At 58.6% G+C, this 12,749-nt stretch carries 12 protein-coding genes and 1 other RNA gene; 6 read left to right on the forward strand and 7 right to left on the reverse strand.

Features of this window, described 5'->3' with window-relative positions:
* The first annotated feature begins 29 nt into the window (after positions 1-29).
* Genes CFT65_RS05325 through CFT65_RS05335 form a run of 3 tightly spaced genes read left to right on the forward strand, consistent with a single transcriptional unit; the run spans position 30 to position 4,683 of the window.
* Positions 30-2,054, forward strand: a complete 2,025-nt coding sequence (locus tag CFT65_RS05325) for a hypothetical protein (protein ID WP_088828162.1) — start codon at positions 30-32, stop codon at positions 2,052-2,054.
* Positions 2,055-2,102: 48 nt separating this feature from the next.
* Positions 2,103-3,773: an acetolactate synthase large subunit gene (locus tag CFT65_RS05330; protein ID WP_088826952.1), complete on the forward strand. Its 1,671-nt coding sequence runs from the start codon at positions 2,103-2,105 to the stop codon at positions 3,771-3,773.
* Positions 3,774-3,819: 46 nt separating this feature from the next.
* Positions 3,820-4,683, forward strand: coding sequence for a hypothetical protein (locus tag CFT65_RS05335; protein WP_088826953.1), 864 nt, complete (start codon positions 3,820-3,822; stop codon positions 4,681-4,683).
* Here CFT65_RS05335 and CFT65_RS05340 read toward each other — a convergent pair.
* The 6 genes from CFT65_RS05340 to smpB all read right to left on the reverse strand — a co-directional run bounded on the left by CFT65_RS05340 (position 4,680) and on the right by smpB (position 9,742).
* Entirely contained in the window at positions 4,680-5,567 is an 888-nt protein-coding gene (locus CFT65_RS05340; RefSeq protein ID WP_088826954.1) for a chemotaxis protein, read from the reverse strand. The genes CFT65_RS05335 and CFT65_RS05340 overlap by 4 nt on opposite strands.
* Before the next feature lie 213 nt (positions 5,568-5,780).
* On the reverse strand, positions 5,781-6,437 hold the full coding sequence (locus tag CFT65_RS05345) for an SDR family NAD(P)-dependent oxidoreductase (RefSeq protein ID WP_088826955.1): 657 nt from the start codon (positions 6,435-6,437) through the stop codon (positions 5,781-5,783).
* Positions 6,438-6,506: 69 nt separating this feature from the next.
* On the reverse strand, positions 6,507-7,103 hold the full coding sequence (locus tag CFT65_RS05350) for an exopolysaccharide biosynthesis protein (protein WP_088826956.1): 597 nt from the start codon (positions 7,101-7,103) through the stop codon (positions 6,507-6,509).
* A 145-nt stretch (positions 7,104-7,248) separates the two neighbouring features.
* Positions 7,249-7,613: a transfer-messenger RNA gene (ssrA, locus tag CFT65_RS05355) on the reverse strand.
* A gap of 90 nt (positions 7,614-7,703) precedes the next feature.
* Positions 7,704-9,122: a wax ester/triacylglycerol synthase family O-acyltransferase gene (locus tag CFT65_RS05360; protein ID WP_088826957.1), complete on the reverse strand. Its 1,419-nt coding sequence runs from the start codon at positions 9,120-9,122 to the stop codon at positions 7,704-7,706.
* A 140-nt stretch (positions 9,123-9,262) separates the two neighbouring features.
* Positions 9,263-9,742 (reverse strand): SsrA-binding protein SmpB, encoded by a 480-nt coding sequence (smpB, locus tag CFT65_RS05365; protein ID WP_088826958.1) that lies wholly within the window; start codon positions 9,740-9,742, stop codon positions 9,263-9,265.
* Positions 9,743-9,941: 199 nt separating this feature from the next.
* On the opposite strand from smpB, the gene CFT65_RS05370 reads away from it, so the two are divergent.
* The 3 genes from CFT65_RS05370 (at position 9,942) to CFT65_RS05380 (ending at position 12,373) form a co-directional block, all read left to right on the forward strand.
* Positions 9,942-11,567 carry a sodium-dependent transporter gene (locus CFT65_RS05370; protein WP_088826959.1) on the forward strand — a complete coding sequence of 542 codons (1,626 nt, stop codon included), beginning with the start codon at positions 9,942-9,944 and terminating at the stop codon, positions 11,565-11,567.
* 72 nt (positions 11,568-11,639) lie between these two features.
* The gene (locus CFT65_RS05375) at positions 11,640-12,086 is read left to right on the forward strand and encodes a type II toxin-antitoxin system RatA family toxin (RefSeq protein WP_088826960.1); all 447 of its coding nucleotides are present in this window, start codon (positions 11,640-11,642) and stop codon (positions 12,084-12,086) included.
* A complete protein-coding gene (locus CFT65_RS05380; protein ID WP_064229987.1) occupies positions 12,086-12,373 on the forward strand; it encodes an RnfH family protein in 288 nt (95 codons plus the stop codon). Before CFT65_RS05375 ends, CFT65_RS05380 begins: the two co-directional genes overlap by 1 nt.
* Here the strand turns inward: CFT65_RS05380 and CFT65_RS05385 are convergent.
* Positions 12,367-12,693 (reverse strand): outer membrane protein assembly factor BamE, encoded by a 327-nt coding sequence (locus CFT65_RS05385; protein ID WP_088826961.1) that lies wholly within the window; start codon positions 12,691-12,693, stop codon positions 12,367-12,369. The genes CFT65_RS05380 and CFT65_RS05385 overlap by 7 nt on opposite strands.
* Positions 12,694-12,749 lie beyond the last annotated feature (56 nt).

Genomic DNA, 12,749 nt, shown 5'->3' on the forward strand with positions numbered 1-12,749 from the left:
GTTTGGTGCCAGGCCCTGAGGATTATCGTTTGAACGATCACCAACCGGGCAGCGCAACGCCAGCTGTGAATTTCGACAAGCTGGTACAACGGCTGGATGACGCTATCCAGGCCATGGAAGAGAGCCGGTCCTTTGCCAGGGCCGGCAAGCTTCCACGCGTGCTGGATATTTCCCGCAGGGTCCTGTTGCAGCCTGGTGGCTGCCAGGTCATCGAGGAGCGCGCCGAGCGCCTCGAACTGGCCGGCGTTTTCGCCGGTACGGACTGGGCTGAACCCGGTATTCTTCTCCCCACGCTGACAACCTATTCGCTGCAGAGCCAGAACTCCGATACCGTGGTCATTGAGGCTTTCAGCGAACTGCGCTTGCTTGCCGTGGCCCGAGGCCACTATCTGCATCCCTCTGTATCGGCCGAACAGGCGCACCATTACCTGACCCAGGTTCTGGCCATCAATTTGGGCCTGTTGTTCGGTATGACCGGCGAGGCCGAACGGGAGCAGGGCAAGCTAGCGCTGATTAGCCAGGCTGTCGTCCAGTACGTGGCTCATCACATCGGCTACGAGCATGTGATTGACAGTCTGATCGAGGAAATCTGGCGGATCCTTGAGCAGCGGCCGATCCAGGTATCGGACGTGCGCAAGATGATCACTCAGATCGCTCTGTGCAGGGCCGATCCACAAGCCGATCTTGGCAGCGCAGGTCGCGGCGCCGATCGGCTGATCTCAAGCCTTTATGGCCCCACCCGGGCCTGCAGTGAAGACCCTGGAACCGTGGTGTACCAGCAACGACTGGAAACCATGGATGCTCAGGCCCTGCAGAACGAGGCCACCGGTTTTGCACGCTCCATGCACGACACCGGATTGGTGTCGCCCTACCACGCCTCGTTCATCCGGTTCATTCTGACAGACCAGGACACCCTGCTCAGCGAGGCGCTGGGTCTGTCCAGTACCGGCCGGGATTGCCTGTTGTGTTACCGGGAGTTGGTGCGCACGTTGATCGAGGAAGGCATCTATCCGGAAACGGCCCAGGGCATTTATGGCCTGGCGCTGCTGCTGGAGCGGGGCATTCTCTATCAGCCGCCCGTCGCTCCGGCTCTCTGGCGCCAGGCACGCCTGTCCCTCAGCCCCCACGCCCGTGAACGTCTTGAGCTGGCCTATGGCTATCAGCCTCAACCTGGTGCCTGGCTGATTCAGGGCGTGCTGAACATGCTGGGTCAGCCACTGGGTGTGGGGCAGGGCAATAATCCTACCTGCCAGTCGGCCCGTGCCCTGTCCATGTGGGCCTATAACGACCCGGACTATCTGTTGCAGATGGTGGCCTGGGCCGCCCGGGACAACGAAATCGTGATGCACTTCGAGGGGCAGCCAGTGTCCTCTGCCCAGGTTATCGGCGGTGTCGCCTCCGAGGTGACCCTCGATCTGGACCCGGTTTCCCTGGTGGTGGTGCCACACCTTGATCGGATATACGTGGAGATGGGCCGGCTGTGCGTAGGGCGCGAGGGGGATCCGCACAAATGGGTGAATCCGGAATTCCACGGCTGGTCTGCCGGCCGCGGATTTGCCATCAACGTGGATGTGGCCACAGGCAAACTGCACGATCTGGAAGGCTTTATCCGTCATTTCTACGCCAGCTACCACCCCTACTACAACGGCAATCAGCCGCTGATACATCCACAGCCTGCGGGTATTGCTGTTACCGACAGTGCCGCCAGGTTTATCGGCTGGCACGCCATCACCATTCTCCGGGCTGCGCTCGACCCGGATGGTGAGATGCGGATTTATTTCTTCAATCCCAATAACGACAGCGGCCAGAACTGGGGCGACGGGGTCAAAGTCAGTACCTCAGGCTACGGAGAGCGTTTTGGCGAGTCTTCGCTGCCTTTCGAGCAGTTCACATCGCGGCTGTACATCTTCCACTATGATCCTCTGGAGCGGGGAGAACCTGCGAAAGTGAACGAGGACGCTCTTCGGCGCGTAACAGAGGGAGTGCATCGCAGTTGGGGTCTGGATCGGGTGGCGGCGGATGCTTTGCAGGCGGAGCCGCCCAGAACCGATTGATCCCGGGATCTGCCGAGCACCCGGAATCCACAGATCAAGAGGAAGGCTATGGCCAACGAACAGACCCCGGCCCGTAACGGGGCCGAGTTGTTTATCCGGGCGCTGGAAAACGAAGGCGTTGAATACATTTTCGCGGTGCCCGGCGAGGAGAACCTTGCCTTCCTTGAGGTCCTGAGGACCTCCAGCATTCAGCTGGTCCTAAACCGCCATGAGCAGGCCGCCGGTTTCATGGCCGCCACTTATGGCCGCTTGACGGGCCGGGTGGGTGTCTGTCTTTCCACGCTCGGGCCCGGCGCCACCAACTTCATGACCGCAGCCGCCTATGCCCAACTGGGCGGTATGCCGATGATGATGATCTCAGGCCAGAAGCCCATCAAATCCTCCAAGCAGGGGTTGTTCCAGATTCTGGATGTGGTGGACCTGATGCGCCCGCTCACCAAGTACACCCGGCAAATCACCAATGCCAATACCATCCCTGCCAAGGTTCGGGAAGCTTTCCGTCTGGCTTCGGAGGAACGACCGGGTGCGGTGCACCTGGAGTTGCCGGAAGACATTGCCGACGAGGAACCCGAATCCGACACCCATATCTTCAAGGCCAGTGATGCCCGCCGGCCCTCGGCCAGCCCAAAAAGCCTGGAGATGGCCTGCGAGATGCTCCGAGAAGCCCGGCATCCGCTGATCATGATCGGTGCCGGCGCGAACCGGAAGCGAGTGTCCCAGGCACTGCTGCACCTGGTAAATGTAACCGGCATCCCGTTCTTTACCACCCAGATGGGCAAGGGCGTGGTGGATGAGCGGCACCCCCGTTATCTGGGCAACGCCGCCCTGTCGGCCGGGGACTTCGTGCACTGCGCAATAGATCGGGCCGACCTGGTGATCAACGTTGGTCATGATGTGGTGGAAAAACCTCCGTTCTTCATGACCCCCGGCGGCAAGAAGGTCATACACGTGAACTTCAGTGCGGCCGACGTGGACCCTGTGTACTTTCCCCAGCACGAGGTTGTGGGGGATATCGCTAACAGCGTGGAATACATGGCCGAGCATTGTGGCCAGTGTGCCAACCACGATTTCACCCGCCTGATGGAAGTGAAAGAAGCCGTGGATGCCCACCTGCAGGAGCGAGCAGAGGATGACCGCTTCCCGGTGATTCCCCAGCGTATTATTCATGACGTGCGTCAGGTAATGCCGGAGGACGGGATCATCACGCTGGATAACGGCATGTACAAACTCTGGTTTGCCCGTAATTATCCGGCCTACGACAACAACACCGTGCTGCTCGACAACGCCCTGGCTTCCATGGGCGCCGGCCTGCCGAGCGGCATGATGGCCTCCATGCTTTATCCGGCCCTGAAAGTGATGGCAATCTGTGGTGACGGCGGATTCATGATGAACAGCCAGGAACTTGAGACCGCGGTGCGCCTGAACCTGAACCTGGTTGTGCTGATCATCAACGACAGCGCCTACGGCATGATCAAATGGAAGCAGGGGCAGGAGGGGTATACCGATTTCGGGCTGGACTATCGAAATCCGGATTTTGTCACCTACGCTGAATCCTATGGTGCCAAGGGGCATCGAGTGTCCCGCACGGAAGACCTGCGACCAACCCTGGAAAACGCCCTGGCGGAGGGCGGTGTCCATCTGGTGGAAGTGCCGGTGGATTACAGTGAAAACCGTCGGGTGTTTGACGAGGAACTGGCGGAACTGACCTGCAGGCTGTGAGGGGTGTATCATGCTCTGCGGATGTTGAACCCGAGGTAACACAGCAATGATCCGTTTCCTTACACGTGGCCTGATGGCCGCCCTTGCACTGACCATGCTCGCCGGTTGCAGCAACCCCGAGACGCCCCAGGAAGTGGCGGCAGCTTTCTGGCAGGCCATGGCCGAGAACGATGCCGACGACGTGATGGAGTACTCCACCCTGGCGGACACCGGCGCGTTCGACGGTTACAAGCGTAGCTGGACCGATGCTGTGCCCTCGTTTGGCCGGGTGATCATCGAGGATCGTGAGGCCACCATTGTCACTCGCCTGCCAGCCGAAGCGGGCACCGAAGGTGAGCGACTGGAGCTGGTCACCTACCTCGTGCGTTTTCAGGGCCAATGGCTGGTGGATTACGACCGCACCGGCGAGGCCATCCTCAATCCGTCCCCGTTCAGCAGCATCATGGGCGAGCTCAGCCGGCTCGGTGAAGAGCTCAGCGCCCGTTTCTCATCATCTTCGGATGATTTTGAGCAGCAAATGGAACAGCTGGCGCGGGATCTGGAAGCCTACTCCGAAGAAATGGGCCGGCAGGCAGAGGGCGCCATGGATGAGTTCGGCAAGAAATTGCAGGAGGCCATGCGAGAGCTTGAGCGGTCATTGGAAGGGGCTCTGGAAGACAACGAGCCTACACCGCCGGAAGATAGAGCGATTCTGGAGCAAGCTGCCATGGATCTTGATTATCAGGCCGATGAGCTGGATGAACCTTCCATGGAATCTCTTGCCAACGCCAGCCGCACGGTGGCGGAAACCGGCGAACGCTTCACCCGTCTGAGTGAGGAAACGCTGAACCGTTACCGGGACGAGTGGCAAACAAAGCTGGCTGAGATACGCGCCGCCGCGGACGAATTCATTGAGCAGCTCAGGCCTTAACGGGCCTGTTCTGCGCCCCTCAGCATGGCCTGGAGCAACTCCTCGGCATCGAACTTGGTCAGGGCCTCGTTGGCACCGACCTGATTGGCATAGCTGAGGCTCATCTCACTGTTCAGGGACGTATGCAGGATGATGTAAGGCTGCTTCAGTGCTGAATTGTCCCGCACATTGAACGCCAGTTCGTAACCATCCAGCCCCGGCATCTCGATATCGCTGACCAGAATATCCGTGGGCCGGCCCAGCTCATGATCCCGAAGCAGAATCTGCAGGGCGTCATCACCGTTGGACGTTACCTGATAGGGGATGTCCTTGCTGTCCAGCACGTCCGAGAGCTGCTTCCGGGCCACCTGGGAATCGTCCACCATAAGGATGTTCAGGGACTTGAGCGTCTCACTCTGCACATCCGTGAGAACCACCTCCTGGGTGTCCAGTGATTCCGGGTACACCTTCGCCAACAATAATTCCACATCCAGCAGCTGGATGATATCGCCATCCACGTCCAGCAGGCCTGTGATAAAGGCCTTGGTGCCCAGGGCCTTGGGAGGCGGCATTACCGACTTCCAGTCGGTTTCGATGATTTGCTGAACACTGCGTACCAGGAAACCGATTTCCTGGCGCTGGATATCCGTGACAATAATCGAGGCCTTTTCCTGTTCCTCCCGGGTGAGCGGCGGATAGCCGACTGCCGCTGCCATATCAATCACCGGAACGGCAGAACCCCGGAAGGTCGCCGTGCCGATGACCGCATGATGGCTGTGAGGCAGCTTGGTGAGCCGCATGAAAGGCAGGATTTCCCGGATCTTCAGGGTTCCTATCCCGAACAGACGCTCGCCTGAAAGCCGGAACAGCAGAAGTTTCTGGGTCTGCTTCGCTTTGCTGGACATACAACCGGGTCCTTTCAAACGCAAAAGCCCCTGACGCAGGAGCTTTTCAAGAATTGGATTCCGCAGGCTGTCTGGCGGGCGCTGTTAAGCCCAAGAGCCTGAGGTATGTAGCAATAGTAGCAGTTTTACCGTGAATCGGGATTCAGAAGGATTGTTTCAAATGGTGACAGAAACATTCCGTGCGGGGCCTTGCACTCCAATGCCAGTACGCCCTCAGAACGCCATTTCCTTGCCGTCCCAAGCCTTGAAGCAGCCGGTCTCGGCGAGGGTGAGGCTATCAATCTGCCGCCTGAGGCCATCAACGGATTGTTCAACCGATACCTCGGCGTCGCTACCACCCATGTCCGTGGCCACCCAGCCCGGGTGGTAGATGCCCACGGCTATGCCTTGCTCACGCAGATCTACGGCCAGATTGCGCCCGAGATTGAGCGCCGCTGCCTTGGAAGCACGATATATATAGCGCCCGCCACCGGCGGAGGCCTGGGATCCAAGCTTGCTGGAAATGATGGCAATTTTCGGGGCGCCGCCGTTCGCCAATGCCAGTCTGAGATTGGGGAGCAGTGCCTGTATGGTGAGGAATACGCCGGTTACATTGACCTGGAAGTGCTTGGCCCAGAGTTCGGGCGGGTAGCCGTCTTCCAGCTGTTCATGGCGATCGAGCAGAATGCCGGCGTTACAGACAAGCGTTGAGATCGGTTGGTTCTCCAGGCGCTTGCCGAGCGCGGTAATGCTGGCTGGTTCGGCGACATCCAGCAGCTCCATGCCCGGCTCGCTGCGGGCCGTGCCTATGACATGCTCGCCGGCCTTTCTCCACTCATCGGCCAGGCCCTTACCGATGCCGCGATTGGCTCCCGTGATCAGAATGGTCATGTTTTTATCCCTTGTGGCGGAGGCTCAACAGTAGCATAGGTCTCTGGCGATCCTGCCTCGAAGTCCTGGCTACCAGGGGAGGTTGTTCAGAATGAACCAGACGGTGCCTCCGGTTGCCAGGATCGCCACCAGGGCAAGCAGACCGTCCCGCGCCACGATCGCCAGGCCAAACGCCATCAGTGCGATCCCGGCACCGTTGGCGCTGAATGGAATGACCTCCATCAGTGGCATGGCTGCAGCCACGGCCATACAGATAATGGCGATGACATATTGCCCCGCCCCGCGAACCAGCCAGAGCATCCGTTGTTTCGTCCATCGATCCAGAAAACGGGCCGGCCTCGCCATCCAGTCGAGGCCCTTGGCAAGCTTTTCTCTCTCAATATTCCGGCGCGCCAGCTTGGAAGGAATCCAGATCGAGTGGCGTTGGAAAACCAGTTGCCCAAGGGTAAGTAACACCATAAGGCCAAGCAGCGTGGGTACTCCTGGGATATCACCGATCAGCGGTGCCAGGGTAATTACGCCGGCGATCAGAACCACTGGCCCGAAAGACCGCTCACCAATGGCGTTCAATACGTCGCCCACAGACACCTGCGCCTGCCCATCGGTTCTCGACCGTAGACGGTCCAAAAGCTCTGTAAGGCTGACTGGGTCGTCTGGTTGGTTCATGAGTCGTCGTTTCTTGGTTCGATTGATAATCTCAAGAAAACAGTACCTTGATTAGACAACGAGTGCATGAAAGCAGGATGACGAGGGATTTACTTGGGGCAGAACGAGAAAAGCCCCTGAAATCAGGGGCTTTCTCTTGGTTGTTTGGTGGAGACGGCGGGAATTGAACCCGCGTCCGCCAGTACTCAGCCTTGAGGTCTACATGTTTAGCGTCTCTCTATTAATTTAAGTTCAAGCGACCCGAGAGCCAGGGTGCAAGAACCGAGTTCTTTAAATCTTAGCCGTTAACCAGTGAACTCTGGGTAACGGAGCATCCCGTAAGCGATGACGTCCTGAGATGTTGCTTCCGGGCTACGGGCGACCCGGTCAGGACGACTAGCAGCTTACGCTGCTAGTGCGTAGTTTTCGTCGTTTGCGACTATTGCGTTGCAGCTTTGGATTAACGAGACTGGCTGCCATCTCGACATGCACTCAAGGGTTCGCCACCGGCGTCGAAGCCATGTCGTCCCCTTATGAACAGTATATGTGTCCGGTTTGCCGGACTTCAAGGTTTGTTTGTTGCAGTTTTGTGTTTCCAGGGCTGTAAATGTACCTACAGCATTAGCTGGCCTTGCGTTTGATGGCGCCATGCCGGCCAGCGAGAGCCGCGTGGCTCAGGGCCTCGAAGCTTTCCCGGAAGTAACCCATGACGGCATCCGGGTCGGCGTGAATCGCCTTGTCCACGGTAATGCCGAATTGCACGGTGCCAGCATAACTTAGAATGCTCATGCCGATGCCAATCGTGCCGCTCTGGGGCACCCAGAACATGGGCTGAGTCAGCTTGCTGCCCGCGAGGTACAGTGGCTCTTTCGGGCCGGGCACGTTGGTCAGTACTGCGGAGGCTTTGTTACTGAGCAAATCCAGAGCCCGTCGTTCAATAACATCGGGGCCCCGACCGAAGATATCAAGCAGGCTGTAGGTGACCTGGGCCTGGTAGGACCGCTTGAGGCGGTTCATGTTCTCCTGAACCTGCCGGAAGCACATGAGTGGGGCCATGACTTCCACCGGCAGCGTGACCAGTACCAGGCCGAACTTGTTACCGAGGGTTTCAATGGGCTGATCAAGGGGCCGCAAGTTGAACGGTACGGCCACGCGGATTCCGCACTCGGGAATGGTTTCTTTGTTGGCTGCAAAATGCCGCTGTAGAGCCCCGGTGACTGTGCAGAGCAGGGTATCGTTGATGGTGCCGCCCAGAGCCTTGGCGCAGGCTTTCACTTCGGCAAGATCAAGAGGATCGGCCCAGGCGACCTGCTTGCGTCCGGATAGCGGTTCCTTCAATCCGGTTTTGGGCTCTACCGGGGCAAGGCCGAGTTTGAGAAGGTCCAAAGCCACGCCACTGGCGGTAGTCGCCAGTTTGAGTGGGTAGTTGGGCTCTTCCCGAACGGACTGGATAAACAATTTCGCCTGATTACCGGCCGTTTCGGCGCTGTTCACGGCACGGTGCAGGAAGTTCTGGATTGCCGATCTCTGGCGGGGTTTGGACCGACGCTTGCGGGCCACTTTACCCAGCCTGGGTTCCGGCGTTTTATCGGTGAGAGAGAGCATCACCCGCACCAGTGAGATGCCATCGGCAATGCAATGGTGAATGCGGATCAGCAGCGCGCCGCCGTCGCCGTAGTTGTCGATATAGTGCATTTGCCAGAGCGGTTGCCGGAAATCCAGTGAGGTGCTGTTCATGTCACTGACCAGCTTCTGGAGCTCTGCTTTATCGGCCTTCCCAGGCAGGGCGATGCGGTGCAGGTGATTGTCCAGGTCGAATAGGGGATCGTACTGCCAGTAGGCCCGGTCTCCAGTGTCTATGACCCGTTGCCGGAACCGGTCGAAGCAGAGAAATCGCTCTTCAAGGGTGTGCCTGAGGCGGCTCATGGAAACAGGCCGCTCCAGCGCCCACACCCCACAGATCATCATTGGGTTCTGGGGTGTGTCCATGCGCAGCCACGCGCGGTCTACGGCGGACATTGGTATCTGTTTGGGTGACATAAGCGGCTCCCTTTGCCCTGCACCGGAATTCCCGAGTATAGGCCTGTTGGAATTCTGAACAAAGAGAGTGAGTATGCGACATACCCGTGGACGCCGGCCATGACCGGCGTCAGGTATTTGCTAATTCGTGGAAGGCACTATCAGACGTTGGCTTCGCGCAGGATACGCTGCTTCTGGCGGTTCCAGTCACGCTCTTTCTCGGTCGCGCGCTTGTCGAACAGCTTCTTGCCTTTCACCAGTGCGATTTCGCACTTTACCTTGTTGTTTTTCCAGTAAAGTGCCAGTGGAATACAGGTGTAACCCGCCTGGTTCACTTTGCCTACGATCTTGGCAATCTCCTTGGCATGGAGCAGAAGCTTGCGGGTGCGCGTGGGATCCGCGATGACGTGGCTGGATGCCGCAATCAGCGGGGTGATGTGAGATCCGAGTAGCCAGGCTTCGCCGTCCTTGAGCAGCACATAGGCGTCCACCAGCTGGGCCTTGCCCGCACGCAGGGACTTCACTTCCCAGCCCAGCAGGGCGAGACCCGCTTCAAAGCGTTCCTCAATGTGATACTCGTGCTTCGCCTTCTTGTTCAGCGCAATGGTACTGCTCGGCGTTCCGGGTTTTTTCTTGCTCATGAATCAATGAATCCGGGGTCGGACGAATGAACGGACCGGCCTTGCTGCAGCCGGAAAAAGGCGCATTGTAGCCCAACAGTGCCGGATCGGTCACGAATTCAGCGTTGTGGCGGTTTCTGGTTCGTACGCGGCGTGATCCTTCAGCTACAATACTGGCCCAGACTTTTCCCCGACCTGCTCAGAGGCCTCAGGGACGCGAATGCCTACGCCGTATCAGACACATATCGGGTCCTTTACCCGAAAATCAACCTTCTTCTGGGCCGCGGTAGGCGCTACCGTGGGCCTTGCCAATCTATGGCAGTTCCCCTATCTGGCCAGCCTGCATGGTGGCGGCCTGTTCATTCTGCTTTACCTTGCCTGCCTGCTGCTGGTGACCCTGCCTCTGATGGTGACCGAAGCGGCCGTCGGTCGCTATGCCCGTCACGGAATTGTACTGGCCATGGACGGGCTGATACGAAGGGCGAAGCAATCCAGGGCCTGGATGGCGGTTGGTCGGCTCAGCATCCTGGCGGCCTTTCTGGTGCTCTCGTTCACGGCAGTATTCGGGGCCATTGCCCTGGCCTATGTATTTTTTGGCGCGCTGGGCCGGTTTTCCGGAACCGGAGAAACAGAGGCGACCGCCATTCTGGCGGGTCTGGTGTCAGACCCGAGGGAATACCGGGTGTTCATGGGCTGGCATGTCTTCTTTTTAGTGCTGGTACTGTGGGTCTCGGCACAGGGGGTTGTGAAAGGCCTGGAGCGGGCCCTGCGGGTGGTGGTGCCAGGTGCTCTGATATTGATGCTTGTGTTGTTTGCCCTGGCGGCCTGGCATGGCCGGATTGATGGCGCCATCAACCATATTCTGGCGATGCATCCGGAAGATCTTTCCTGGGAGAGTCTGAAAGCGGCCCTGTTCCATGCCTTCTTCACTCTCGGCCTGGGGATGGGTGTCTGGGCGATACTTGGCTCCTACACCACGCCCCATACCCGCCTGAAGCGCTCGATTCTGGCGGTGGTGCTGATGGATACCCTGGTGGCCATCCTCGCGGGCCTGATGATCTTCGCGATCGCGACAGACGGCAACAGTTTTGACGGAGAGCGGGGCTTCAGCCTGCTGTTTGTCTCCATGCCGGTAACACTGGCCCAGTTGCCAGCAAGCCAGTTCGTGATTGCCGCCGTATTTCTGTTGGTGGTGCTGATTGTCTGGACCACATCGCTGAACCTGCTCGAGCCGATTGTTGGCTGGTTCCGGGAATGGACGGGCGCGCCCAGAAGTCTGTCGGTGCTGCTCATTGGCCTGGCGGTATGGCTGGCCGGGCTCGCCTCTCTGCTGTCGTTTAATGTGTGGGCCGAACAGCGAGTTGGCGGCGCTACCCTGTTCCGCTGGCTGGAGCTGGTCACCGGCGGCCTGCTGATTCCTCTGGTGGCCATCCTGATAGCGCTGTTTACAGGCTGGTGCCTGACCAGACATCTTTCCGGTACCATGCTGGGCGCTGCACCGAGACTGTTCGCCGGCATCTGGTTCTGGGTGATGCGCCTGGTCCTGCCCCTGGTAGTCGCCTGGATAGGGTTACAGTACACGGCCTTTTCACTGGCCAACCTGTGCAGCAATGGAAATGCTGCGGCCTGGTGCGAGCAGCCTGCAGCCATTCTTTCAGAGGATAGTGAGCCTTTTTCGAAGGATCGGTCATTTACCGCGACACCAGCGGAATCCGATGAAGAAGCGGCAGAGGCTGACAAGATGGCGCCTGGGGCAGACCAGAAACCGCCGGCAGAGGAGGGAGGTGATGGTAAGTCAGGCGAAAAAGCCCCAAAACAGGACGATATCCTTTATGATAGCGTGTGATTAAGGCTGTCTTCCTTCCCAGAAGTCTGCAACCTTTTCACGGCGTGTTTGCAAGCAGGACAACCGGTTCCAATGCCCCATCAGATTGATAAAACAGCTTTGGTTATGCACTCTGCCGAGCGCATGTTTCACCTGGTCAACGACATTGCCCGTTACCCGGAATTCTTGCCCTGGTGTGCGGGAGCGGAAATTCACGAGCGGCAGCCGGAGCAGGTCACGGCGTCCCTGGAGATTGCCAAGGGGGGAGTGCGGCACACGCTGACAACCTGCAATCAGTTGCTGATGCCAGAGGCGATCGAGATGAACCTGGTGGACGGCCCTTTTCGCAACCTGACGGGCCGCTGGCATTTCAAATCCCTGGACGAGAACGCCTGCAAGGTGATCCTGACCCTGGAGTTCGAGTTCTCCGGATCGCTCTCCAGGATGACCTTCGGGCCGGTATTCAGTCAGGCGGCCAATACCATGGTCGATGCGTTCTGTCGTCGTGCCGATGAGCTGTACCGGAAGGAGGGCGCATGATGCAGGTGGAAGTAGCCTATGCCCGTCCTGACCGGCAGGAAATTGTGCCGGTGAACGTGCCGGAGGGAACCACCGCTCTGGAGGCCGCCAAGCTATCTGGAATCACCGATATTTTTCCGGAAATCGACCCAGATACGATTGATATGGGAGTGTTCGGAAAGGTGATCAAAGACCCGGCCGCTCACGAACTTCGCGAAGGCGACCGGGTTGAGCTGTATCGCCCGCTCAAGATCGATCCCAAGCAGGCACGACTTAACCGGGCGAAAAAGAAAGATCAGGCTCAGTAGGCCGGGGTTTCTTCGAGCAGTTGGGCCTCGTAGTAGGCGTACTGGTCGTCTTCGTAGTAAACGATAATTCTTTGTTCCTGGATGTCCCCGCCCTCTCTCTGGAACGTGTACAGGTAGTATTCGCGGGACGGGTCAACCGGGTTGAGCATGAGAGGCGTCCCCATGACGGCGTGCACCTGGCTCCGGGGCATGCCTTCGGTCAGCTGCGTCAGCTCCTCATCGGTAACGATGTTTCCCTGCTGGACGTTGATCTTGTAGACGCCCGGGAAAACGCAACCGGATAGAACGAAAGTGAGAATGAGAGCTGTGAGCTTTTGCATCGCCGGGGGAAATCCTCTATCTTGAAATCGCCTGCCAGAGGCAGGTGTGACACGGG

The organism is Marinobacter sp. es.048 (assembly GCF_900188435.1).
GTDB lineage: Bacteria > Pseudomonadota > Gammaproteobacteria > Pseudomonadales > Oleiphilaceae > Marinobacter.